This window comes from Pseudomonas brassicacearum (assembly GCF_003732265.1).
Taxonomy (GTDB): Bacteria; Pseudomonadota; Gammaproteobacteria; order Pseudomonadales; family Pseudomonadaceae; genus Aquipseudomonas; species Aquipseudomonas brassicacearum_D.
In genome coordinates this window covers 189,782-213,251 of record NZ_MOBK01000001.1, presented here as the reverse complement: position 1 = coordinate 213,251, position 23,470 = coordinate 189,782, and the positions used below count along the sequence as shown (strand labels likewise).

Annotated in this window: 20 protein-coding genes; 4 read left to right on the top strand and 16 right to left on the bottom strand. The window is 59.5% G+C overall.

Features of this window, described 5'->3' with window-relative positions; translation table 11 throughout:
• Window positions 1-9 precede the first annotated feature (9 nt).
• The 8 genes from BK660_RS00955 to BK660_RS00920 all read right to left on the bottom strand — a co-directional run bounded on the left by BK660_RS00955 (window position 10) and on the right by BK660_RS00920 (window position 8,781).
• On the bottom strand, window positions 10-1,557 hold the full coding sequence (locus BK660_RS00955) for an amino acid ABC transporter permease/ATP-binding protein (protein WP_123431671.1): 1,548 nt from the start codon (window positions 1,555-1,557) through the stop codon (window positions 10-12).
• A 64-nt stretch (window positions 1,558-1,621) separates the two neighbouring features.
• Window positions 1,622-2,416, bottom strand: a complete 795-nt coding sequence (locus BK660_RS00950) for an ABC transporter substrate-binding protein (RefSeq protein WP_123431670.1) — start codon at window positions 2,414-2,416, stop codon at window positions 1,622-1,624.
• Window positions 2,417-2,462: 46 nt separating this feature from the next.
• Window positions 2,463-3,533: an isopenicillin N synthase family dioxygenase gene (locus BK660_RS00945; protein ID WP_123431669.1), complete on the bottom strand. Its 1,071-nt coding sequence runs from the start codon at window positions 3,531-3,533 to the stop codon at window positions 2,463-2,465.
• Between the two features lie 14 nt (window positions 3,534-3,547).
• The gene (locus BK660_RS00940; protein WP_123431668.1) at window positions 3,548-4,399 is read right to left on the bottom strand and encodes a sugar phosphate isomerase/epimerase family protein; all 852 of its coding nucleotides are present in this window, start codon (window positions 4,397-4,399) and stop codon (window positions 3,548-3,550) included.
• Between the two features lie 555 nt (window positions 4,400-4,954).
• On the bottom strand, window positions 4,955-5,989 hold the full coding sequence (locus BK660_RS00935) for a sensor histidine kinase (RefSeq protein WP_123431667.1): 1,035 nt from the start codon (window positions 5,987-5,989) through the stop codon (window positions 4,955-4,957).
• 9 nt (window positions 5,990-5,998) lie between these two features.
• Entirely contained in the window at window positions 5,999-7,459 is a 1,461-nt protein-coding gene (locus BK660_RS00930) for an ATPase domain-containing protein (protein ID WP_123431666.1), read from the bottom strand.
• On the bottom strand, window positions 7,456-7,890 hold the full coding sequence (locus BK660_RS00925; protein WP_259698459.1) for a hypothetical protein: 435 nt from the start codon (window positions 7,888-7,890) through the stop codon (window positions 7,456-7,458). The genes BK660_RS00930 and BK660_RS00925 overlap by 4 nt, the downstream gene beginning before the upstream one ends.
• Before the next feature lie 330 nt (window positions 7,891-8,220).
• Window positions 8,221-8,781 carry a lipid-binding SYLF domain-containing protein gene (locus BK660_RS00920; protein ID WP_123431664.1) on the bottom strand — a complete coding sequence of 187 codons (561 nt, stop codon included), beginning with the start codon at window positions 8,779-8,781 and terminating at the stop codon, window positions 8,221-8,223.
• 302 nt (window positions 8,782-9,083) lie between these two features.
• On the opposite strand from BK660_RS00920, the gene BK660_RS00915 reads away from it, so the two are divergent.
• Complete coding sequence (locus tag BK660_RS00915; RefSeq protein WP_123431663.1) at window positions 9,084-9,563, top strand: VOC family protein; 480 nt, start codon at window positions 9,084-9,086, stop codon at window positions 9,561-9,563.
• A 4-nt stretch (window positions 9,564-9,567) separates the two neighbouring features.
• On the opposite strand, the gene BK660_RS00910 is transcribed toward BK660_RS00915, so the two are convergent.
• Entirely contained in the window at window positions 9,568-10,464 is an 897-nt protein-coding gene (locus BK660_RS00910) for a LysR substrate-binding domain-containing protein (protein ID WP_259698458.1), read from the bottom strand.
• A 108-nt stretch (window positions 10,465-10,572) separates the two neighbouring features.
• Between BK660_RS00910 and BK660_RS00905 the strand changes: the two genes are divergently transcribed.
• Window positions 10,573-11,481, top strand: coding sequence for a DMT family transporter (locus tag BK660_RS00905; protein ID WP_123431661.1), 909 nt, complete (start codon window positions 10,573-10,575; stop codon window positions 11,479-11,481).
• Between the two features lie 42 nt (window positions 11,482-11,523).
• Window positions 11,524-11,916 (top strand): tautomerase family protein, encoded by a 393-nt coding sequence (locus tag BK660_RS00900; protein ID WP_123431660.1) that lies wholly within the window; start codon window positions 11,524-11,526, stop codon window positions 11,914-11,916.
• A 32-nt stretch (window positions 11,917-11,948) separates the two neighbouring features.
• Here the strand turns inward: BK660_RS00900 and BK660_RS00895 are convergent, their stop codons facing one another.
• The 3 genes from BK660_RS00895 to BK660_RS00885 form a co-directional block, all read right to left on the bottom strand.
• Window positions 11,949-13,250 carry an NAD(P)/FAD-dependent oxidoreductase gene (locus tag BK660_RS00895; protein WP_123431659.1) on the bottom strand — a complete coding sequence of 434 codons (1,302 nt, stop codon included), beginning with the start codon at window positions 13,248-13,250 and terminating at the stop codon, window positions 11,949-11,951.
• Complete coding sequence (locus tag BK660_RS00890; RefSeq protein ID WP_123431658.1) at window positions 13,247-14,335, bottom strand: polyamine ABC transporter substrate-binding protein; 1,089 nt, start codon at window positions 14,333-14,335, stop codon at window positions 13,247-13,249. Before BK660_RS00890 ends, BK660_RS00895 begins: the two co-directional genes overlap by 4 nt.
• A gap of 140 nt (window positions 14,336-14,475) precedes the next feature.
• A complete protein-coding gene (locus BK660_RS00885) occupies window positions 14,476-15,834 on the bottom strand; it encodes a glutamine synthetase family protein (RefSeq protein WP_123431657.1) in 1,359 nt (452 codons plus the stop codon).
• A gap of 161 nt (window positions 15,835-15,995) precedes the next feature.
• On the opposite strand from BK660_RS00885, the gene BK660_RS00880 reads away from it, so the two are divergent.
• On the top strand, window positions 15,996-16,904 hold the full coding sequence (locus tag BK660_RS00880; protein ID WP_123431656.1) for a helix-turn-helix domain-containing protein: 909 nt from the start codon (window positions 15,996-15,998) through the stop codon (window positions 16,902-16,904).
• 171 nt (window positions 16,905-17,075) lie between these two features.
• On the opposite strand, the gene paoC is transcribed toward BK660_RS00880, so the two are convergent.
• From paoC to BK660_RS00860, 4 genes are all read right to left on the bottom strand, one after another.
• A complete protein-coding gene (gene paoC / locus BK660_RS00875) occupies window positions 17,076-19,271 on the bottom strand; it encodes an aldehyde oxidoreductase molybdenum-binding subunit PaoC (RefSeq protein WP_123431655.1) in 2,196 nt (731 codons plus the stop codon).
• Entirely contained in the window at window positions 19,268-20,224 is a 957-nt protein-coding gene (locus BK660_RS00870) for an FAD binding domain-containing protein (RefSeq protein WP_123431654.1), read from the bottom strand. The genes paoC and BK660_RS00870 overlap by 4 nt, the downstream gene beginning before the upstream one ends.
• Window positions 20,221-20,862: an aldehyde dehydrogenase iron-sulfur subunit PaoA gene (gene paoA, locus BK660_RS00865; protein ID WP_123431653.1), complete on the bottom strand. Its 642-nt coding sequence runs from the start codon at window positions 20,860-20,862 to the stop codon at window positions 20,221-20,223. The genes BK660_RS00870 and paoA overlap by 4 nt, the downstream gene beginning before the upstream one ends.
• A gap of 111 nt (window positions 20,863-20,973) precedes the next feature.
• Window positions 20,974-23,367 (bottom strand): DUF3772 domain-containing protein, encoded by a 2,394-nt coding sequence (locus BK660_RS00860; RefSeq protein ID WP_123431652.1) that lies wholly within the window; start codon window positions 23,365-23,367, stop codon window positions 20,974-20,976.
• Window positions 23,368-23,470 lie beyond the last annotated feature (103 nt).

Sequence of the window (23,470 nt, the reverse complement as noted above, 5' to 3'; positions counted from 1 at the left end):
GCTGCCTGTTCATGCGTGATCCACCGCTGCGGACCGATTGGGTGATTGAGCACCGACTCCCATAAAGCGCCGCACTCGTTCGCCCTCGGCATCGCAGCGTATGGTTTCAGGGGCCGCATCGAGTTGAATATTGCCGTTCTCCATGAAAATCACCCGATCGGAGATTGACATGGCAAAGTCCATTTCGTGGGTCACGATCAGCATGGTCATGCCTTCCTTGGCCAAGTCGCGGATCACATTGAGCACGTCGTTGACCAGTTCCGGGTCGAGGGCCGAAGTCGGCTCGTCGAATAGCATGATCTGCGGTTCCATCGCCAGGGCCCGGGCGATTGCCACGCGCTGTTGCTGCCCGCCGGAGAGCTGATGCGGGTACTTGTGGGCATGGGCCAGCAGGCCGACCTTGTCCAGTAGCGCATAGGCCCGATGTTCACTCAGCTCGACTGGCTGACCGTGGTAACGCGGTGCCAGCGTGACGTTGTCGAGAATGGTGCGGTGCGGGAACAGATTGAAGTTCTGGAACACCATGCCGATGTGCCGCACGCCTTTGCGCAGGCGGGAACTGTCGGGTTTGTCCGACGCTTCTATGAAGGTTTCGCCGAACAACAGAATGTCGCCGGTATCGATGCTTTCCAGCCCGTTGACCGTGCGGATCAGCGACGTCTTGCCGGAGCCGGAGGGCCCGATGATCGAGACCACCTGGCCGTATTCGACCTTGAGGTCGATGCCCAGCAGCACTTTATGCGTGCCGTAGCTCTTCTGGATGTTCTTCAATTGCAGGATGGGCGTTGTGTTGTTGCCGGCGGCTTTGCGCGCACTGTCGGGCAATGCTTCGGCGCAGGCTTTGAACCTGGCCACGGCCGCGTCATCGAGTGTGTGCGGCTTGCGGAAGTTCAGGTCCAGGTAGCGTTCCAGACGCTGCAGGAAAAAGCCGAACACGGTGACGATCAACACGTAGTAGACGCCTACCGCCGCCAGGGTTTCCATGACCAGGAAGTTAGTGGCATAGAGGCGTTGGCCGACCGTGAGGATTTCGGTCAGGGAGATGACCGAGACCAGCGATGTCAGCTTGACCACCGTGATGTATTCATTGATCAACGTGGGCAGCGAAATACGGAATGCCTGGGGGATTACGATCAAGCGTTGCATGCCTAACACGCCAACACCCAACGCGCGGCCGGCTTCCTTCTGGCCCTTGGCCACGGAAATAAGGCCACCACGATGGATCTCCGCCATGTACGCCGCTTCGGTGACCACCAGGGCCAACAAGCCGGAGTAGAAGGGGTTGGACAGAATCGGGCCGCTACCGGGAAACAATTGCGGCAGGTTGTAGACGAACACCACCAGCACCAGCAACGGGATGCTGCGAAAGAACCAGATGTAGACCGCGGCGGGAATGCGCAGCAAGGGCGATTGGGACAGCTTGGCGGTGGCCAGGAGAAAACCCAGCAGCATGCCGATGAACCAGGCCAGGGCACTAAGCTGGATCACCGTGACGCAGGCATTCCAGAAGTCCGGCAGGGAGAACAGGGAGAAGAAATACGACCAATCGAATGGCATAGGGCACCTCGATCTGCCGCCCCCGTGCAGGGGCGGCAGATGACCAGACTACAAGGACAGGTTCTTAATTGGAGGTCGGCTCTTCCAAGGCGTATTTTTTAAGAATAGCGGCATACTCACCACTCTTCTTGGTCTCCTCGAAGGCCTTTTGCACCGCCTGGAAGGTTTCTTCGTTACCTTTCTTGACGAAAATGCCCAGGGTTTGCTGATAGATCGGGTGATCGGTGGTGATGACTACCCGGCCGTTGGTCTTTTCCGCGATCAATTTTGCCGCGCCAGCGATTTCAACCTGGGCCTGAATGTTCTTGGACAACAGGGCCTGGGTGACTTCAGGCGCCGAAGGGTATTCGCTGACGGTGATGGCACCTTTGTTGTTGGGCACGCAATAGTCATCGGACAGTTTGCGGAATTCCTTGACCCAGGTGGTGCCCTGTTCCAGACCCAGTTTCAAACCACACAGGTCTTCAGGTTTTTTCGCATTGATTTCGCTGCCCTTGGGCACCATGACCGCGGCACCGGTGTTGGCATAGGCGATGGTCTGGGCCTGAGTCTGGCGTTCCGGTGTGATGTACATGCCGGAAATGACGGCGTCGTATTTGCCCGAGTTCAAGCCCAGGATCAGGCTCGGAAACTTGGTGTCGACGAACTCCACCGTGGTGTTCATGTGCTTGGCCAGTGCCGCTGCCAGTTCGGGATCGGAACCCACCACGTTTTTGTCCTTGTCATAGGACTCGAACGGCGGGTAGGTGATCTCCATGCCGACCTTGAACGGACCGGCCGCCGCCATGCTCACCGAGGCACCGAGCATACCGGCTGCCAATACAGCCAAGCTCAACAGGTTCTTTTTATTGTTTTTCATTTTTTACTGACTCCGGCGTAGGTAAGGGTGTAACTGAAAACTTCAATCAGGACGGTTGAGCCTGATTTTTCAAATGTCCGAAACTGGCGGGCTTACGTGCCTTGCCTGGCAGTTGAACTTCCCCGTTGGCTACCCTCTGACGCAGATACTGATAGGTCTGCAGAGCCTGGCCATACATGTGTTCGCCGATCGTGATTTCTTCGTAGTCGTTGCCTGCCTGGGCGAACCCTGGCAGCGGTTTGATCTGGGTGTGATAGTCGCAGGCATAAAACAGAGGAAAGGAATAGCGCTCCTCTTTCACGCTGCGCACCCGGTGCGCAGTGGCGACGAATGCGCCTGCCGTCATCACTTCCAGCATGTCGCCGATGTTGACCACAAAGGCATCAGCCATCGGTGGTGCATCGATCCATTGCCCAAGGCTGTTCATCACCTCAAGGCCAGGTTTGTCGGCCAAGAGAATGGTGAAGCACTCATAATCAGTATGGGCGCCAAGACCCGGTGCGTCGTGGGCGGCACCGTCGAAGGGGTAGTGAATCAGCCGCAGTTTGGATGGCGGACGAGTGACCAGACTGTCGAAATAGTTTTCTTCCAGGCCCAGGGTCAGGGCAAAGCCGCCGAACAGGCGCCGGCCCAACGCGAAGATCGCTTCATAGTAGGCCTGCACTGATGCCTTGAAACCTGCCAGCTGCGGCCAGTCGTTAGGCCCCAGCAAGGGAGTGTTGGCCAGCACCAGCGGGTCATCGGCCGGGACTTCGAAGCCGACGTCGAAGGCTTCCTTGTGGTCCGGCTTGCCTTTGGAGTAGACCTCTTCGCCTTCGGGAACAAAGCCCTTGTGGGTTTGCGAGGTGCCAATGTAGTGCTGCATCTTGGTGTCGAAAGGCTGGTCGAAATAATCCTTGGCAGCCTTGCGCAGGTTGGCGATCAGTTGCGGGTCGATGCCGTGATCGGTGATATAGAGGAAACCGACGTCGCTGGCGGCGCGTCCCAATTGTTCGGCCACGGCCAGGCGGTGTTCCAGTTCATAACTGAACAGACCGGCGATGTTCACCACCGGGATGCTATTGAAGTTGGCTGTGTGGGTGTCAGTGCTGGCGCTGTTGTTTTTATTGTCAGGCATGACGCATCGGCTCCCTAAGGATGGCTTGAGTGGTGGAAACGCTCGAAGTGCTCGCGCTCGGTCTGGCCCATCCACACGTTCAATGACCACAAGTCGGCCACCGGGACGTTGGTAAAAGGCAAATGATGCAGGTAGCCATCGGCGCCGAATTCCGGGGTCAGGGTGCTGACCTGGTAACCGCGGGCTTGCTGCGAACGCCAGATGCTTTCCCAGTGCTGCTGATGGAAAGCCAGTTCTTTTGCATATTCGGGAGCTGCCGGGTGCGGGACCTGCGGGCCTTGGTCGTAACCGACCCGGGCCTGGATATGGTGAACGCGCTCGATGAAAGCGCTGAGGTCATCGGCCGGGTCATTGAGCAGTCGTTCGCAAGTCACCACCCAATGACTGATGTCGCTGGTGAACAACAGATCGGGCAGTTGACGGATCAACTCCAGGGTCACCCAGGGGTTGAACAGCGAACGCGAACGGTGGGTTTCGAAACTGCAAACCTGACCATGCTTGCGCGCCAGTTCCAGTGCCTGACCGAAGAACTCGACTTGTTGCGGCAAGGACCAGCGATCATTGCCCGCCAGCACGTTGACGAAACGTGGGCCCAGCTCGGCGGCCCAGGCGAGTTTCTGATCGAGGTCATTGAGGTGGACGGCAGGCGATGCCGACTGCTCCGGCAGCACGTCGTACGCGGTGAAGACGGTGCTGATATAGCCCAGGCGGTTGGCCTGGAGAAAGGCGCCAAACTCAGCCCGTTCCCGGGCGTCCAGGGGCAGGCGTGCTTCCATGCCATCAAAGCCCGCTTGCAGCAGCTCCTCGAGCGCTTGAGCTTTGCTGGCGGTGTAACCCCACAGCGTGCGAAAGATTTCCAGCTTCATCGGTGATCCTCAAAAACCCCATGGCCTACTGCAAAAGCACTTCGATGGCGCCAGGCCAATCAGCGATCAGTAGTCAGGCGGGGCAGAGGACGTTACATCCGGATTCCTGCGTCATCTGACCCACCGAGCGATACCGAAGCCGGTTCACTGTGGCGCCGATGTTACGCACAGGCGGTGCGACGAAAGAATCTGAAAGTTCAAATGAATACTTCAGACTTTTGTTAACAAATAGCTAGCTACTTATCGCGCTTGCAAGGAGGGTTTTTTGCGGCGAGCAGGCGTCTACGTTGGGTATTGGCGAGGTGTGCCATTGTTACAGCATCATTTTGAAGACTGCCAAGCGTCACCGCCGTCGATGGAGAGCTATCAAGCGACTGTTAAACCGAACCAAAACAGCACGCCGACGACTGCCATGATCCATGCCGCGCAGAGACACAGGTGAATGACGACGAAAAGGTGTTCATTCATGGCCAGGTCACAGGGTCCGAGTCGAAGATCGATAAACGCCGTTGTGGAAGAAAGGATTGCCGGGTAGTAGTGCTCCCAATACCCTTGTCAAAAAATTGGATTTTTCACCAGCGGCAGAGTCACCACAAACTCGCTTCCTTTACCGTCGCCTTCGCTCATCCCCCTCACCGTGCCGCCATGGGCTTCGACGAGCTCCCGTACCACTGTCAAACCAATGCCAAGGCCTGCGCCATTGAAGCCGACGGCATGCACATCCTGTACAAATGGTTCGAAGATAAACGGCAGCGCCTTGGCGGAAATACCGATGCCATTGTCGCGGATGCTCATCTGCAGCAGATCGGCTTGGGCTGTCACCGAAAGCGTGACGCTGCCGTCAGCTGGCGTGTACTTGGCCGCGTTGCCCAGCAGGTTGCCGAGGATCTGCGCGAGCCGTACGGGATCGCCTTCTACTGTGAGCGCGAACTCGGGCAGTTCGGCGGTGAAGTGCACATGGTGGGACGTCATCAACGGGCTGCACACGTCGATGGCCTGATGGATGATCTGCACCATGTCGACGAGGTGGCAATCCAGTCGCAGCTTGCCGGTGCTGGCCCGGGAGACGTCGAGCAAATCGTCCACCAACCGGGACATGTGTTGCACCTGACCTTCAATCAGCGCCTGCATTCTCGGCAGTTCTTCACTGGGCACCCGCACCAGCCGGCCGGCGATCATGCTGATGGGCGTCAGCGGGTTACGCAGTTCATGGGCGACCATCGTCAGGATGTTGCGTTGTTGTTCCAGGCTATGCTCGGCCGAAGCCTGCAAGTTTTGCGCACTGAGGGCCGCCAGGATCAATTGTTCGTTGGCTTCGCGCATTTCCAGGTAGCGCTGTTGCTCCTCAGCAGAGCGCTGGGGTTTTTCCGCATCCGACTGCGCCAACAAAATCGCCAGGACCAATTGCTGATTGGCCTCGATCAATTGCTCGAGCTGCTGGTTATGGGCGAGCTGGGTGTTGGCGTCGTTCAGTTCCTGATTCAGCGCCGCCAGTACCGCGCGCGCCTCGACGGTTTTCTGGCCAAGCAGGAACAGCTCGCGAGCGGCCGAAACCATCGCCAGTTCGTTCTTGCCATTTGCCTCAGTCATGATTTTCGTTCATCCGTTGTCATTGCCCGAATGCTGCCGGGTAGGACGGCCTCCGAGCAGACCTTCCTGGTCCGGTAACATGTCGCCGATCTGCAAACCGTTATTGTCGATGCGGTACAGGCGCAACTCATCGGAGTGAGCGCTGGCCCGGACTTTGACCACGGCCATGATGCGCATCAGGCGGCTCCGCACTTCTATATAGCGCTGAACGATGATCGCATCGGTGAGAAATGCCGTGCCGTAAGGGCTGAAGCGTAGATCAGTGTAGCGGTCTTCCAGCTCCGAGGTCAGCAACACACTGACCCCGGCGCTCGTCAAAGCAGTGACCATGCGCGACAGCGATTCGCGAAAATCTTCGCGGAAGGTTGGCGCCAGCGCCAGTTCGAAGCCTGACAAAGAGTCGATCACCACGCGGGTGGCTTTCAGTCGGCTGATCTCGCTGAGCAGCAATTGCACGATCTCGTCGATGGACAGGTCCGGGGCGCGGCTGTCCACCAGACTGACCTGTCCGCTCTGGATCAGGCCCGCAAGGGTGGCGTTCTGGGAGTGATTAGGTCGTTGTTCAAACACCGCGATCACGCCGGTTTCACCATTTCTCGCGCCTTCGGCCAGGAAGGTGGACGCCAGAATGCTTTTGCCCGAACCCGACGGCCCGGCCACCAGCAACGAGTAACCACGGGGCAGGCCTCCGCCGAGCATTTCATCGAGCTGTGGCACGCCCATTTTCAGGCGCTTGATCGGGAACTCCAACGGTGCTTCAAACGGGTTGAGTGCTGCTGGCGCAAAGACCTTGATCCCCGACGTTGCGATGCGGAAGGTGTGCAGCCCCGGTAATGTCGGCTGGCCGCGCATCTTCATGATTTCCATCTTGCGCACCATTGAGTTGCGCTGAACGCTCTGGCGCAGCCAGATAAGGCCATCGGCCACGGTGAAAATCGGGTTGGTGTCGGTTTCAGTGAAATATTCGCCAATCAGGAACGTCGTCGCCTGCCAGGTGGTCATCAACATGCCCAGTTGTTGAACGAACTGCGGCAGGTTGTTGTTCGGGTTGTCCTGGGTCTGGCTGGCCAGCACCACCGAACGGAACGAGTCGACGAACACGAGCGCCGGGGAATGCGTCTCCACCTCGCTGACAATGCGCCGCAGCACTTCGTCCAGATTCCCTGCCAGCGTATCGGCGGCCAGGTTGATATAGCGGATCGAATGGTTGATCGCTTCGCTGTCAAAAAAGTCGAACTGCTGCTGATAACGCAGCATCTTCAGCGGCGGCTCGCCCAGTACGGTGAAGAACAACGCCGGACGCTCGGGCGTAGCGAGGGCAAACATCATTTGATGTGCCAGAGTGGTCTTGCCGCAGCCAGGCGGACCAGCGATCAGGTTGAACGAAAACTCCGGCAAACCTCCGCCCAGCACCTCGTCCAGTCCTGGCACGCCGGTGGCCAGACGGTTGATAGTCACTTTGGTGCTCATGGCGAAGTTTCCTGCGAAGGGGTGTCGCTCAAAGAAGGGTCCCACACGCCACGCAGCAAACGGGCAGTGAGCGATGGCCCGATCAGCGTGGTTAGCAACTCGTAAAAGGTCATCAGCAACGTTTCACCGAAAAACAACCCATCGGCTTCACTTTGCTCAACGATTACGGACTTGAGGGCAATCAGATCCAGGGAGGCCTGCACACTGTCATAGGTTCCGGCCAGGCGCGGATGAAGGGAGGCGCACAGTTGAAGGCTGCGGCGATAAAGCGCGGCAACCCCTTGCTGGCCAATGATGGGCGTGAGGGCTGCGTCCATATCCTGCAATATTGAAGCGATCGCTTGTGCGACTGTTGCAATGTCAGCGTTAGGGCCAACACGGTGCGCCAGAGAAGCTACGATCTGACGGCTCTCTTCGCTTAGCGTGGACATGGCTAACTGATATCTGAAGGACAGGTGTTGATACTACACCTTACAGCGGGCTCCTGAGACTTAATTGGCCGCTGCGTAGAGCTACAGTCATTTATGGGGATAAATGAGTCGGTAATCAAAACCTCGGTCGCAAGCCTCGCTTAATGAAGGGCAAGGCAAATATATGGCTGCCCCTCGGAAAACATTGAACGACGAAGCGCCCGTTGAACGATTTAGCCAATCTGTTGCCTCGACCGGTTGAATCCACAGGCGATTCCTGCCCGTTACGACGGGCAGGAACCGGCCAGAAGAATGATCGGCGAGGGCGCCAGACGCTCAAAACCAACGATTTCAGCGTTTGATCTGCGAAATCTTCGTGCCTTCGATGCTAACCCCGGCCATCAAGCCTTGCTGGTCGGTAATGAACGCGTACGCGTCATCTTTCATCGTCGAGCTGGACAGGTTCTTCGCAATCCCTTCATCCACTACAACCACCGTTGGCCCTACACCGATTTCCCAGCCCTTGGTTTCGGCGAGGTATTTCACCGCTTTGTCGGTCATCAGAAACACCACATACCCATACGACTGGGCGCCTGCCTGCAGCCCCCATGACCCGCTGACGGAGTTGTAATACTTATCGATTTTCGTGCCTTCAATTAACACGCCTTCGCCATAACTACCGCCGAACACCAGGCCGGCCTTGATGATTTTCGGGAAGACCAAAATAGCCTTGGCTTGTTTTGAGAGGGTTTCGGCAGCTGGGGTGGATTTGTAGAGGATTTTCAATTCTTGCCGAGCATCGGCATTCAAATCCTCGGCGGTGGCTGCACCCGCGGTGTTGAGCAGGCTCGCCGAGGCTAGCGCGGCGGTCGCGAGGAAGAACGAGAGGAAGAACCGCATTGATTGTGTCATTTCCGTACTCCGAGAAAGGGAGCTTGGATGGGACAGCAGCCAGTGCCTGTAATAGACGGGAACCGAGCTTGCTGACGTTATCCGGCGCACCCTGAAAGGTTGGGACTGCAAGCGTCGCGCTTGAAGATAGAGGCCCCGGGCCGCTGATCAGTTGCGATGCCATCACAAGTTGTGACCACTGCGTAACGGCGGGGTTCGCTCATGAGTGATCCTGCTCGAATCTCGGTAAACACCTCGGCGTCCGGTCGCAATCCTCTGCGCTGCTAAAATGCACCTTCGAGTTCCAATCGAGGAGAACCAAGATGATCAGCAAAAACACGATTTGTCTCTGGTACGACGGCACTGCGCTGGAAGCGGCGACCTTCTATGCCCAGACGTTTCCCGACAGTGCCGTAGGTGCCGTGCACCGCGCGCCGAGTGACTATCCCGCGGGCAAGCAGGGCGATGTCTTGACGGTTGAGTTCACGGTGATGGGCATTCCGTGTCTCGGCCTGAACGGCGGATCGGGGATCCAGCATAACCAGGCCTTTTCGTTCCAGGTCGCGACCGACGACCAAGCCGAAACGGATCGCCTGTGGAACGCGATTGTCAGCAACGGCGGCACGGAAAATGTCTGCGGCTGGTGCCAGGACAAGTGGGGGTTGTCGTGGCAAATCACCCCGCGTGTGTTGACGGCCGCAGTCACCAATCCTGATCAAGCGAAGGCCAAGCGAGCGTTCGAGGCCATGATGCAAATGGGCAAGATCGACATTGCGGCGATTGAAGCGGCGGTGGGGCGTTAACGGGTCACGTGGAAGTGGTTGATTGCTCCGCGCTGGCCCGGTCAATCAACCACTTCTTCAATACCGCAGCGGCCGGACGTAAGCCGGCCTGACGGTGGTGAACCAGGTAATAGCCTCTGGACACCGGCAGGCGCATGTCAAAGGGTTCGCACAGCGAGCCATTGCGCACTTCCACCTCCGTCAGGACCGCGCTGCTCAGTACAACCCCCTGTCCATGTCGTGCCGTTTCTATGGCCAGAATGGACTGATCGAAATGTTGGCTGGGAATGCCCGCCACCTGCGCGTCGGTCAATTGGCTGAACCGTTTGAACCACGGCGTCCAGTGGGGGAGCAGGGTGGTTTGCAGGAGTGTCGCCCGCACCAGGTCTTCGGGGCCTTTGAGTTTGAGTTTGCGGGCATAGTCGGGTGAACAATAAAGCCGCGCTTCATCGCGATACAGCAAGGTGGAGTCCAACGACGGATCGTTGCCGTCAAAGTAGCGGATCGCCAGATCAACCCGGTCCCGCTCAAAGTCGATCAAGGCCGTCGATGCACTCAGGTGCAGGGAAATGTCCGGCCTGAAACTCAAGAAGTCGGCCATTCGTGGCGCGAACCATTTCGCTGCCAGCGTCGGCGGCATGGACAACCACACTTCATTGACGTTGCTCAGACGCAGCTCGTTGCTGGCTTGCTGGATCCGCAGCAACGCCGGTTGCACGGAGGCCCAGTAACTCAACGCGGCTTGAGTCGGCTGGACTTGCCGCACCGACCGGACGAACAGCGGCGTACCTAACCATTCCTCGAGCTTGTGGATCTGCTGCCCCACGGCGCCCGGGGTGACATGCAGTTCCGCCGCCGCTTCGGTAAAACTGGCGTGTTTCATCGCGGCATCGAACGCGATCAGGGCTTTTAGGGGAGGCATGCCGTTCATACTGAAGTTTTTCTACTCCATACAGGTTTTTTAATCGTTTGTTCAGTTTGGCTTTTAGCCCGTACCTTCGCACATTAACTCCCCGTGCAGAGGTTCATCATGAACAAATTTGTCTATCCTGCCTTTGCATTGCTCGGGCTGATCTGGGGCACCAATTTCATTTTCATGAAGTGGGCTGCCGAGGTGATAACGCCGATGCAGATTGTGCTGTTGCGGGTGCTCTTTGGCTTCGTTCCGATCCTTGTCCTGGCACTGTCACGCCGTGCGTTGCGCTGGTCCCATTTGCGCTACTTGCACCATTTCTTCGTCATGTCCTTGCTCGCCACCACCGTGTATTACCTGGCGTTTGCCAAAGGCGCGGCGCTGCTTCCTTCGGGCATCGCCGGCATGCTCAGCGGTGCGATTCCGCTCTTCGCCTTTTTGACGGCGTTTGTGTTTTTGCGCCAGGAACCGATCAATCGCTTGACGGTGACGGGCCTGATGATCGGTTTTGTCGGTGTGCTGCTCATCGCCCAGCCATGGAACAGCGGCAGCAACGGCGTTGATATCCGTGGCGTGCTGTACATGGTCGGCGGTTCGCTGAGCCTGGGTTGCTCATTCGTTTACGCCAGACGGTTCCTGATGGACAAGGATCTGTCGCCGCTGGCGTTGTCCACGTACCAGATCGGCCTGGCGCTGCTGGTGCTGTTGTTGACCACCGATTTTCACGGGATCGAGCGCATTGCACACGCGCCTGTCGCCTTGAGTGGGCTGGTGTTGGGGCTTGGGATCATCGGCACCGGCGTGGCGTTCCTGTTGTATTACTTTCTGGTGCAGCACCTCGGCGCGCTCAAGGCGGCGGGTGTCACTTACATTCCGCCCGTCGTGGCGCTGGGCATTGGTGCATTGCTGATCCATGAACCGTTGCAGGCCCATGATGTGCTGGCACTGCTGTGCATCATCGTCGGGGTCTATGTATTGCAAGTCGGGAAGTCTGCGCCGCGCGCCGTTCCCGCCGCCTTAACTTGAATCGCAAGCCGCATCCACCCTCAACCCCAGCAGGAATCCACTATGCCTTTAGCCAGAATCGATGTTGCCGCTGATACCTGCGAAGAAACCGTCGCCGCCATCAGCGATGTGGTTTACGAGGCCATGATGCAGACGGCCAACGTTCCCGAGCACGACAAGTTCCAGATCATCAATCGCCACCGCAAGGATGAGCTGGTTTATCCGTCGGCCGGCTACCTGGGCCTGACGTACACCCCGGGGATCGTGTTCATTCAAGTGACGTGGAATGCGGGACGAACCGTTGAGGTCAAGAAAGCCTTTTACCGGGCGATTGCCGAAGGCATTCACGCAAGGACAGGGCTGCGCAAGGAAGATGTCTGGATCAGCCTGGTGGATGTGAAGCGCGAGGATTGGTCATTCGGCAATGGCGAGATGCAATACGCCCCGGCAGAGTGACTGAGGGGGGCAATCCCCCTCGCCACACACCGTTAACCCAACATTTCGCGCATCCGATACCACAACATGCCCAACGCCAGCAGAGGCGAGCGCAGGGCGCGGCCGCCGGGGAAGGTCATGTGCGGCACCGCGCTGAACACGTCGAAGCCTTTGCTGTGCCCGGCATGGATGGCTTCGCCCAACAGCTTGGCGCACCAATGGGTGACGTTCAGGCCATGGCCGGAGTAGCCCTGGGCGTAGAACACATTCGGGTGCTGGCTCAAGCGGCCGACCTGAGGGAAGCGATTGGCCGAGATGCCGATCATGCCGCCCCATTGATAGTCGATCCGTACATTGGCCAGTTGCGGGAACACCTTGAGCATGTGCGGGCGCATGTAGGCGGCGATGTCTGCCGGATCGCGACCGGAATAATGGCAAGCCCCGCCGAACAGCAAACGCCGGTCCGCCGAGAGCCGGTAGTAATCGAGGCCGACTTTCTGGTCGCACAATGCGACGTTATGTGGGATCAGTTGCGCCGCGGCTTCTTCCGACAGGGGTTCGGTGGCGATGATGTAACTGCCCGCCGGAAGCACCTTGCCGCTGAGCTTGGGTTCGAGTTCTTCCAGATGCGCGTTGCACGCCAGCACCAGGCTGCCGGCGCGCACCGTACCGCCGGCGCACCGTACCTGCACGGTACTGCCATGGATCAGTTCCAGCACCGGGCTCTGCTCGAAGATCTGCACGCCGAGGGATTGCGCGACCTTGGCTTCGCCGAGTACCAGGTTCAACGGGTGCAAGTGCCCCGAGCCCATGTCCAGCAAACCACCGGCATACACGCCGGAGTTCACCACCTGCTCGCGGATCTGCCCGGGTTCGACCAGGCGGGTTTCATGGGCGTAGCCCGACGCGATCAGTTCCGCGTGTTCGGCCTTCAGCCCGGCGAACTGCGCCGGGGTGTTGGCCAGTTCGCAGAAGCCCCAGCGCAGGTCGCAATCGATGCCGTGTTCGCGAACCCGATTGCCCACCACTTGCACCGATTCGACACCGGCGCGTTCCAGGTAGCGCACACCTTCGGCCCCGACATGCTTGGCAAACCCGCTGACGTCATGGCCGATGCCGCGAATCAACTGGCCGCCGTTGCGTCCGCTGGCGCCCCAGCCAATCCGCCGGGCCTCCAGCAGGATTACCGAGAGCCCACGTTGCGCCAGTTCGATGGCGGTGTTGACGCCGGTGAAGCCGCCGCCGATCACGCAGACATCGGCCGTCAGGTCCGAGGCCAGCGTGGGGCGCGGCGTCAGGCCGTTAGCCGACGCGGCGTAGTAGGAATGGGCGTGTTCGTTGCTGTACTGAGTCATTTGTTGGACTTCACTTTGCTCCAGGAACGGGTCATCAAACGCATGATCGCCTGGGGCGGGGTGGTCGAAATGTAGAGTTTGTCGAGGACAGCCTGCGATGGGTACACCTCAGGATTGTTCACCAGTTCCGGGTCCATGAATGCCTTGGCCGCCGGGTTCGGGTTGGCGTAACCGACCGATGCGCTGACCTTGGCAATCACTTGTGGGTCCAGCAGGTAGTTGATGAATGCGTGGGCCTCTTTTGGGTTGCTCGCGTCGGCGGGAACGGCCAGCAAGTCGAACCACAAGTTGCTGCCTTCCTTGGGAATGGCGTAAGCGATGTTCACGCCGTTCTTGGCTTCTTTGGCGCGGTTGGCGGCCTGGAACACGTCACCTGAGTAGCCGAAGGCCACGCAAATGTCGCCGTTGGCCAGGTCCGACACGTACTTCGAGGAGTGGAAGTAGGTGATGTAAGGGCGAATCGCCAACAACTTGGCTTCGGCCTTTTTGAAGTCTTCGGGGTTTTCGCTGCGCGGGTCCATGCCCATGTAGTTGAGGATCGCCGGGAACACTTCATCCGCCGAGTCCATCATCGACACGCCGCACTGGCTGAGTTTCTTGATGTTTTCCGGCTCGAACAGCACGGCCCAGGAATCGATGTGATCGACCCCCAGCACTTGCTTGACCTTGTCTACGTTGTAGCCGATGCCGTTGGTGCCCCACAGGTACGGCACCGAGTGCGCGTTTTGCGGGTCGTTCTTTTCCAGCAGCGCCAACAGTTTCGGGTCGAGGTTCTTGAAGTTCGGCAGTTGTTCGCGGTCGAGTTTCAGGAACGCGCCGGCTTTCACCTGACGGGCGAGGAAGTGGTTGGACGGCACCACCACGTCGTAGCCGGTACGGCCCGCGAGCAGTTTGCCTTCCAGGGTTTCGTTGGAGTCGAAGACGTCGTAGATCACCTTGATCCCGGTTTTGGCCTGGAAGTCGGCGAGGGTGGTTTCGCCGATGTAATCGGTCCAGTTATAGACGCTGACCTGTGGCTGAGCCTGCACGCCGGCACTGAACATTGCCGCCAGCGCGACCGGGACCATGGATTTCAATAGACGCATATCGACACCTCTTCTAATTATTGGATTCTTCCGGAGATTCTTTGGTGTTCCTGAGGCCGCTTTCGCGAGCAAGCCCGCTCCCACACTTGAAATGCATTCCCCTGTGGGAGCGAGCTTGCTCGCGATGGGGCCCTTACGGACTAGACGCTCATCATCAGGAACTCACGTTCCCAGGAGCTGATCACGCGCTTGAAGTTCTCGTGTTCCGCACGCTTGACCGCGACATAACCGCGAACAAACTTGCTGCCCAGATAACGCTCGACGGTGTCGCACTCTTCCATCTGGGTCAGGGCGTCTTCGATGGTGATCGGCAGGCGCAGGTTGCGACGTTCATAGGCGCGCCCTTGCACCCCGGCACTCGGCTCGACGCGCTCGACCATGCCCAGGTAACCGCACAGCAGGCTGGCGGCAATCGCCAGGTACGGGTTGGCGTCGGCGCCCGGCAGGCGGTTTTCCACGCGCATCGCGTCCGGCGACGAGGTCGGCACCCGCAAACCGACGGTGCGGTTTTCTTCGCCCCATTCGACGTTGACCGGCGCCGAGGTGTCCGGCAGGAAGCGGCGGAACGAGTTCACGTTAGGCGCGAACATCGGCAGTACTTTGGGGATGTACTTTTGCAGACCGCCAATGTGGTGCAGGAACAACTCGCTCATGTTGCCATCGGCATCGGCGAAGATCGGCTGGCCGGTGGCGATATCGACCACGCTCTGGTGGATGTGCATGGCGCTGCCGGGCTCATCGCCAATCGGCTTGGCCATGAACGTCGCTGCAACGTTGTGCTTGAGCGCAGCTTCACGCAGGGTGCGCTTGAACACGGTGATCTGGTCCGCCAGGTCCAGCGCGTCGCCGTGACGGAAGTTGATTTCCATCTGCGCCGGGCCGTCTTCGTGGATCAAGGTGTCGAGGTCCAGGCCTTGCAGTTCACACCAGTCGTAGACGTCTTCGAACAGCGGATCGAATTCGTTGGCGGCATCAATGGAAAACGACTGACGACCGCTTTCCGCGCGGCCAGAACGGCCCATCGGCGCCTTGAGTGGCAAGTCCGGGTCTTCGCAACGCTGGGTCAGGTAGAACTCCATTTCCGGCGCCACAATCGGCCGCCAGCCTTTGTCGGTGTACAACTGCAGCACTTTCTTCAGCACGTTGCGCGGCGACAATTCGATCGGGTTGCCGAACTTGTCGAAGGTGTCGTGGATGACGATGGCGGTCGGCTCGATGGCCCATGGAATCACGTAGACCGCATTCGGGTCCGGCTTGCAGACCATGTCGATGTCGGCCGGGTCGAGCAGGTCGTAGTAGATGTCGTCGTCGACAAAGTCCCCGGTTACCGTTTGCAAAAGCACACTTTCCGGCAGGCGCATGCCTCGCTCATGCAGGAACTTGTTGGTGGGTGCAATCTTGCCGCGTGCAATGCCGGTCAAGTCGCTGACCACACACTCGACTTCGGTAATCTTGTGATCTTTCAGCCAAGTGAACAGCTGATCGAAAGGGACATTCATAAAGACCTCGTTATTGGTTTTATTAACGTCGGGGAGGGCGGTTTCATCCACCGCACTCTTCCCCTGAGACGCGTTGACGACTATCTTGGGCGAGCCTTGCGGTTCCATCTATCCACTTTAAGCAGCACCAAAACGCACCAAACGAGTGCGTAAGGTCACCCATGTCAGCGTCCAGTCCGATCCAGGTTCAAGCGTTCAACACCGAAGATGTCGCCGAGCAAATCCGCGCCACGCCGGGTTGGGTCCAGCACTATCAGCAGATGTCACCGGGACATTTCGCCGGGCGTGTGCGCTATCTGGACTTGCAGGGCGTGGAGATCTACGAAGAACAGATGAACACCCGGGTCGAGCAGAATTTCAGCGCGCCACAGGGGGCGCTGGCGTTCTGTTTCGATCGCAGCGACAACGCGCTTTACCTGCTCAATGGTGAAAGCCGTAACATCTGGATCACCCCCGAGAACTACCAGGAAATCGCCGTGGTGTTCGGCCCGGAGTTCGTTCAACGACAGGGTCTGGACGTGGAGCGGCTGGAAGGGTTGTTCATGTCGCCGCTGAACTCGGGGCAGAACGCCTTGTTCAGCCGCTGGTTGAGCGGCACGCTGACCCGCCTGGGAGAAACCCTCGACCCACCGAGCAAGGAAGCCTTGACGCAGCAGTTGCTGGAGGACTGTTTGTACATCCTCGACAACGCCTGCGTGTGCCTCGACCGGGGCGGCTTACAGCGCCGCACCGTAGAGCGCGCGATCATGAAACGCATCGGCGAGTGGGCCGCCGATTCCCCGGAAGAAACCCTCAATCTGCTCGAACTTTCCCAGGTCGCCGGGGTGTCGCTGCGCCAGTTGCAGCAGGCATTCAAGGCCTTCACCGGGATGACGCCGACTCATTGGCTACGGCTGCGCAGGCTCAACAGCGCACACCGTGAATTGCTTAGCCGTGCGCCCCATGAGACCACCGTTGCGGAAGTCGCGATGAACTGGTCGTTCTGGCATTTGGGGCGGTTTTCCAGCAGTTATCGGGCGCTGTTCAAGGAGTTGCCGAGTGAAACACTCAAGCGCTGCGGCCAACGCTGAAAAGGGGGCAAACAGCCCCCTGTAGCAGCTGGCGAAGCCTGCGTCCGGCTGCGAAGCAGTCGTAAACCCTGAATACGCGGACTCCCTGATGCACCGCGTCGCCTGATTTCACGACTGCTGCGCAGGCGGACGCAGGCTTCGCCAGCTGCTACAGGATTGTGCCACTGCTGATCAAATCATCGGCGGCAGCTTCAGCAATATCTTGTCCAGCGTGATCGGGTACTCCCGAACGCGCGCGCCGGTGGCGTTGTAGATCGCATTGGCAATCGCCGCGCTGACACCGCACAAGCCCAACTCACCAACGCCCTTGGCTTTCATGGGCGAGGAGGCCGGGTCGGTTTCGTCGAGAAAAATCACTTCCTGATGCGGGATGTCCGCATGCACCGGCACTTCGTAGCCGGCCAGGTCGTGGTTGACGAAAAAGCCCAGGCGTTTATCGACCACCAGGTCTTCCATCAACGCCGCGCCGACACCCATGGTCATCGCACCGATCACCTGACTGCGCGCCGAGGTCGGGTTGAGAATCCGCCCGGCCGCGCACACCGCGAGCATCCGCCGCACACGGGTTTCGCCGGTGGCGCTGTCGACCGCGACTTCGACAAAGTGCGCGCCGAAGGTGGACTGCTGGTATTGCTTGCTCAACTCGGCGAATTCGATGGAGTCCTCGGCGACGATTTCGCCGGCGGTGGCCGCATCGTGCAGCGCATAGGTGTTGCCGCCCGCGTGTACTTCACCGCCGGCAAACACCGCCTCTTCCACGTTGACGCCCAGTTGTTGCGCGACCGCTTCGCGCAGTTTGACGCACGCCGCGTACACGCCTGCTGTCGAGCAATTGCCGCCGAACTGACCGCCAGAACCGGAGGACACCGGAAAGCTCGAATCGCCGAGCCGCACCACCACATCATCAAGGCCGACGCCCATCATCTCGGCGGCGGTCTGGGCGATGATTGTGTAGCTGCCGGTGCCGATATCGGTCATGTCGGTTTCCACGGTCACCGTTCCACTGGCATCCAGACGCACCCGTGCCCCCGACTTCACCTGCAGGTTATTTCGAAACGCGACGCCGACGCCCATGCCGATCAGCCAGCGCCCCTCGCGTTGCGTGCCCGGTTGTGGATGACGTTTGTCCCAGCCAAATCGTGCGGCGCCGGTGCGCAGGCATTCGATCAATTGCCGCTGGGAGAATGGGCGTTTGGGGTCGACCGGATCGACCTGAGTGTCGTTGCGGATCCGAAACTCGATGGGGTCGAGTTTGAGTTTCTCGGCCATCTCGTCCATGGCGATTTCCAGCGCCATCAGCCCCGGTGCTTCACCGGGTGCGCGCATGGCGTTGCCTTCCGGCAGGTCAAGCGTGCTCAGGCGAATCGACACCAAGCGATTGTCCCCGGCATACAACAATTTGCTCGGTTGCGCGGCCAGTTCGGGTTTGCCGCCGGGCAGGTCGCCGGACCAACTTTCATGGCCCATGGCGGTGATCTTGCCGTCCGCGGTGGTGCCTATGCGAATGCGCTGGATCGTGGCCGGGCGGTGGGTCGAATTGTTGAACATCATCGGCCGTGCCAGCGCTACTTTCACCGGCCGACCGGCCAGGCGCGCGCCTAGCGCGGCGAGGACCGCGTCGCAGCGCAAGAACAGTTTTCCACCAAAGCCACCGCCGATGTAGGGCGAAATCAGGCGCACATTTTTCTTCGGGATACCGAGCGTGGTCGCCAGGTCCGTCACCGACCAGTCGATCATTTGATTCGAGGTCCACACGGTCAGTTGATCGCCCGTCCATGAAGCGATCGAGGCAAAGGGCTCCATCATTGAATGGCCTTGATCCGGGGTGGTATAGGTCGCATCAAACTGCACCGGCGCGGCCGCGAACGCGGCGCCGAAGTCACCATGGGTGGTGTCCGGCGCCTCTTGGGTCGGTGCGCCGGAGTTGCGAACGCTGGCCAGATCGAAGGCACCCTCGCTGCTGACGTACTGGATGTCGAGCCGCTGCGCAGCGGCCCGTGCCTGTTCGAAAGTATCTGCTACCACCAGCGCCACCGCCTGGTGGTAATGCTGGATCTCAGGACCTCCAAGCAGTTTAGCGGTGTTGTATTTGCCTTTGCCCAGCTTGCCGGCGTTGCTGGCCGTGACTATGGCGATCACGCCCGGCGCGGACTGCGCCTCTTCAAGGTTCATCGACGCAATGCGTCCCTTGGCGATGGCCGAACCGACCACCACGCCATACGCCTGGTTCGGCGCCACGTCATGGTGTTCGTAGGCATAAGGCGCCGAGCCGGTGGTCTTCAACGGCCCTTCGATGCGGGTGGTCGGTTTGCCAACCACTTTCATCTGGTCGATGGGATTGGTGGTGGCGAGGGTGTCGAATTTCATGCGTGAGTCCTCGCTTGTGCCATGACCGACGCGAGCGTGCGCTCGACCAGGGTGAGTTTGAAGGCGTTTTCCGGGGTGGGTGTCGCGCCGGTGAGCAACTGATCCGCCACGGCTTTGGCGCCTTGTGGCATTGCCGTTTCAGCCGTTTCGACGCGCCAGGGCTTGTGCGCCACGCCGCCCAGTGCGACGCGGCCGCTGCCGTCCGGCTGGATGACGGCCGCCACGGAAATCAGCGCAAACGCGTACGAAGCACGGTCTCGAACCTTTTGATAAATGTGCGTGCCGCCGAGTGGCGCCGGCAGGGTGACGGCGGTGATCAGCTCATTGGCCGCCAATGTGGTTTCGATGTTCGGCGTGTTACCCGGCAATCGATGGAAATCGGCGATGGCAATCACACGGGTCGAGCCATCCGGGCGTACGGTTTCCACCTGTGCATCCAGCGCACGCATGGCCACGGCCATGTCGCTGGGGTGCGTGGCGATACAGGCATCGCTCACGCCGATGATGCCCAGCGAGCGACTGAAACCCCCGATGGCTGCGCAGCCACTGCCGGGTTGGCGCTTGTTGCAGGCCTGATTGGTGTCGTAGAAATACGGGCAGCGCGTGCGTTGCAACAGGTTGCCTGCGGTGGTCGCCTTGTTGCGCAACTGGCCGGAAGCGCCGGCGAGGAGGGCGCGGGACAGCAGCGCGTAGTCCTTGCGAACCCGGGCGTCGGCGGCGAGGTCGGTGTTGCGGACCAAGGCACCGATTCTCAGACCCCCTTCGGGCGTGGCTTCGATCCGGTCCAGCGCCAACCCGTTGACATCAATCAGGTGCGTGGGGGTTTCGATGTCCAGCTTCATCAGGTCGAGCAGGTTGGTGCCGCCGGCGATAAACCGGGAGCCGTTGACCTGAGCCGCCAGCGCAGCGGCTTCGGCGGGGGATTTGACTCGCAGGTAAGTGAAGGGCCTCATACGTTGGCCTCCGCGACTTCGGTGATCGCTTCGATGATGTTGGAGTACGCGCCACAGCGGCAGATGTTGCCGCTCATGCGTTCCTGCAATTCACTGGCGATCAGTCGGGGCGAATCGGTCAGGCTGGCACTGGCGTGACTCGGAATGCCGGCGCGAATTTCTTCCAGCACCGCGACCGCCGAGCAGATCTGCCCCGGCGTGCAATACCCGCATTGGTAACCGTCGTGCTTGATGAACGCGGCCTGCATCGGATGGAGCTTTTCAGGCGTGCCCAAGCCCTCGATGGTGGTGACCTTGGCGCCATCGTGCATCACGGCCAGCGTCAGGCAAGCATTGATGCGCCGGCCATCGACGATCACTGTGCACGCACCGCACTGGCCATGGTCGCAGCCTTTTTTGGTGCCGGTGAGCTGCAAGTGTTCGCGCAACGCATCGAGCAGCGTGGTGCGGGTGTCGAGGTCCAGGGTGCGCTGTTCGCCATTGACCGACAGGGACACGGCCGACTTGATCGGCTGCGCGGCATTGGCGGCGCAGGCTTTGGCCGAGATAAAGGGCGGCAGCACCATGGCTGTCGCCGTCACGACGCCGACGATCAGGAAGGTGCGTCTGGAAAGCGGTAGCGGGGCACGGTTGTCCATTGATTCGATTCCTGTGTGTTTGGGCGTTGCCAAAGGCTCACAGAAAGAGTGACCCGCCTGAGCGGCGAATGTTTTTGCGTAATTCGTCTATAGAGTTATGAGCAGCGCTCATCAATCCGCAGAGGGCGGCGGTTTGGCCAGTTCAATGCCCGCCGCGCCCAGGCGCTTCAAAATCTCGAACAACAGGTCGCTTTTGGTGATGCCGACAATTCTCGGGCTGCTGACGTAACCGGTGATGGTCAAGGTAATGCCATCCGGGCTGAGTTTGCTGAAGCGTACGAACGTCGCCGGTTTATCGAGGATGTTCTCGTTCTCTTGGTAGGTCTCGTACAGCAGGTCTTTTACCTGCTCCGGGTCGATGTCCAGCGGGAACATCAACTCCAGGCTCGCCACGCCTTGGGCACTGCCACCCAGCGTCACGTTGCGCAGGTTTTGCGAGATCAACTGGGAGTTGGGCACGATCACAATCGAGCGGTCGGCGAGTTGTATTTCGGTGGCCCGGACGTTGATGCGGCGGATATCACCCTCGACGCCGCTGATGCTGATCAGGTCGCCGACCTTGACCGGACGCTCGGTCAGCAGGATGAGGCCGGAGACGAAGTTCTTGACGATTTCCTGCAAGCCGAAACCGATACCCACCGACAGGGCGCTGACGATCCATGCCAGGTTAGTCCATTCAATGCCCAGCGATTGCAGGGTCAGCAGGATCACCAGGGCGTAGCCGATGTTGGCGAACAGGGTGCTCAGCGAGGCACACATGCCGGGGTCCATGTCGGTTTTCGGCAGGAACTCGTTATCCAGCCAGCGACACAGGGCCCGTATCAGGTAGATACCAATGAACAGCGCCATGATGGCATTGAGCAAATGACCCGGAATGATGTTCAGTTTGCGCAAGCCGTCGCCGCCGAGGATCGACATCGCCTGAGCCACCAGTTGTCCGAACGTGGTGCCCACGCCGCCGACAAACAGCGAAATGACCGCCAACAGTATTAACGTTGCACGACCGGCCCCGGACAATATGATCTGGGCTTGCTCAAGGCGCACATCGCCCATCCCCAGTAACTGTTTGATCGCCTTGCCGCTCGCGCTCTTGGGTGAGAACAGGTATTCGCAACTGTCCTTGAGCAACTGGATCAGCATGTAGAAACCGGAGAGGACGATAAAGCCCCAGACCAATTCGTAGGTGATGAACCTTGCCAGGGAGACGTAGCCGATCAGCAAAGCGAAGAACGAAATGACCAGCGCAATGATCGTGCAGGTGTAAATCAGGCCCGCCAGTGCGGTGCCCGATTCAGGGGTGTCGCCGGCGGCTGCCAGGACTCTGCGGGCGTGACTGGCGCGGCGGAACAGCAGGGTGAAGATCACCGCGACCACCAGCGCGATCAAGCCTCGTCCCAACAGCAAGGTGGGGCCGCTCATGCCGGCGACATTGGTGATTTGAGCCCCCGACGCCATCACCAGCAGGGTGGCGGCCAGTATTTTGGGGTAGGGCTCAATGGCCTCCGCGACGGAGTCGTCAATAGCGGGCAGTCGCCAGGAGGGATGCTGGTTGGCCAGCAACGCGCGGCTCAACCCGGTGATCAGCACGCAGGTATAGACCACCCTTTCGAATTCCTCGGCGAAGTTCTGGATCATCGGCGACAACGGCAGTTCTCGCGTGAGCGCGTAAAACAGCAGTTGCAACGCACAGGCCGTGGTCAACACCGTGGCCACGACAGACGCCAGTGCCAGCGTGCTTCGCCGCAATCGCCCCTCAGGCAGGCGATGGATGCAAATCCAGGTCAGCCCACGATCAGCCAGTCTGCGGCCCCAGATCCAGATGACAAAGGCCAGCACCATCAGCAAGACTGCCGACAAACGCTTGCCGGGTTGCCAGGCGGCGGCAAGGGTGTTGCCGGCTTGCTCAATGAAATTTATGAGCCGCAGGCGATCCTCCGGTAGTGGATTAATCAACGGTTCCCAAAAATCCCGCCCCAGGATGCTGCCACTGCGCAGCGTGACTTCACTTTCCAGAAGGCTGCGCCGAATACTGGCAATCTGAGTGATGAGGTCGACGGCACTGCCTCTCAGCGCGGCGAGGGTTTTCAAGCTGGCATCGACGACTTTCTTTTGCTCGGAAAGAACGGCGCGTTGTGTGGTGATATCCGACTGCTCGACGGCCTCGCCCCCCAGGGAAACCGGACCGCTCAGCACATCAAGTTGCGCTTGCAGTTGTTTCTGTTCGGGCAGCAGGGATGACTGCAGGTTGTCCACGTCATTGATAAACGACTGAACGGAATCTTGCAGGCCGACCATCATGGTGATGTTATTGGCCAGTGAAACCCGCTGTTTGATCAGGTCCAGGCGTAATTGCAGGCCTTGCAGTTCACTGGTGGACACCGCTGCTGGCGCAGCGTTTGGCGCAATGATTGAAGACGGTGTCGGATCGTCGGCAGGCAGCGCTGCGCCACTGGGCACCAGCAGGGTGAACGCGACGAAAATCACTGACATCAATGCATGACGCATAGGCGTTCGGCTCTGTTGTGGGTCACTCAGCCTATGAGGTTAGGTCATCAGGCCAAAACGATCGAAAAGTTTCATCTTGACGGGCCGCAATCGACATAAGGAC

Excerpts from the sequence above, each read along its gene's own strand:
- BK660_RS00880 (WP_123431656.1), top strand. The coding sequence starts at position 15,996 with ATGTCAGCGTCCAGTCCGATCCAGGTTCAAGCGTTCAACACCGAAGAT.
- BK660_RS00955 (WP_123431671.1), bottom strand. The coding sequence starts at position 1,557 with ATGCCATTCGATTGGTCGTATTTCTTCTCCCTGTTCTCCCTGCCGGAC.
- BK660_RS00945 (WP_123431669.1), bottom strand. The coding sequence starts at position 3,533 with ATGCCTGACAATAAAAACAACAGCGCCAGCACTGACACCCACACAGCC.
- BK660_RS00870 (WP_123431654.1), bottom strand. The coding sequence starts at position 20,224 with ATGAGGCCCTTCACTTACCTGCGAGTCAAATCCCCCGCCGAAGCCGCT.
- BK660_RS00910 (WP_259698458.1), bottom strand. The coding sequence starts at position 10,464 with ATGCCTCCCCTAAAAGCCCTGATCGCGTTCGATGCCGCGATGAAACAC.
- BK660_RS00890 (WP_123431658.1), bottom strand. The coding sequence starts at position 14,335 with ATGCGTCTATTGAAATCCATGGTCCCGGTCGCGCTGGCGGCAATGTTC.
- BK660_RS00935 (WP_123431667.1), bottom strand. The coding sequence starts at position 5,989 with ATGACTGAGGCAAATGGCAAGAACGAACTGGCGATGGTTTCGGCCGCT.
- BK660_RS00905 (WP_123431661.1), top strand. The coding sequence starts at position 10,573 with ATGAACAAATTTGTCTATCCTGCCTTTGCATTGCTCGGGCTGATCTGG.
- paoA (WP_123431653.1), bottom strand. The coding sequence starts at position 20,862 with ATGGACAACCGTGCCCCGCTACCGCTTTCCAGACGCACCTTCCTGATC.
- BK660_RS00940 (WP_123431668.1), bottom strand. The coding sequence starts at position 4,399 with ATGAAGCTGGAAATCTTTCGCACGCTGTGGGGTTACACCGCCAGCAAA.
- BK660_RS00895 (WP_123431659.1), bottom strand. The coding sequence starts at position 13,250 with ATGACTCAGTACAGCAACGAACACGCCCATTCCTACTACGCCGCGTCG.
- BK660_RS00950 (WP_123431670.1), bottom strand. The coding sequence starts at position 2,416 with ATGAAAAACAATAAAAAGAACCTGTTGAGCTTGGCTGTATTGGCAGCC.
- BK660_RS00860 (WP_123431652.1), bottom strand. The coding sequence starts at position 23,367 with ATGCGTCATGCATTGATGTCAGTGATTTTCGTCGCGTTCACCCTGCTG.
- BK660_RS00915 (WP_123431663.1), top strand. The coding sequence starts at position 9,084 with ATGATCAGCAAAAACACGATTTGTCTCTGGTACGACGGCACTGCGCTG.
- BK660_RS00900 (WP_123431660.1), top strand. The coding sequence starts at position 11,524 with ATGCCTTTAGCCAGAATCGATGTTGCCGCTGATACCTGCGAAGAAACC.
- BK660_RS00885 (WP_123431657.1), bottom strand. The coding sequence starts at position 15,834 with ATGAATGTCCCTTTCGATCAGCTGTTCACTTGGCTGAAAGATCACAAG.
- BK660_RS00920 (WP_123431664.1), bottom strand. The coding sequence starts at position 8,781 with ATGACACAATCAATGCGGTTCTTCCTCTCGTTCTTCCTCGCGACCGCC.
- BK660_RS00930 (WP_123431666.1), bottom strand. The coding sequence starts at position 7,459 with ATGAGCACCAAAGTGACTATCAACCGTCTGGCCACCGGCGTGCCAGGA.
- BK660_RS00925 (WP_259698459.1), bottom strand. The coding sequence starts at position 7,890 with ATGTCCACGCTAAGCGAAGAGAGCCGTCAGATCGTAGCTTCTCTGGCG.
- paoC (WP_123431655.1), bottom strand. The coding sequence starts at position 19,271 with ATGAAATTCGACACCCTCGCCACCACCAATCCCATCGACCAGATGAAA.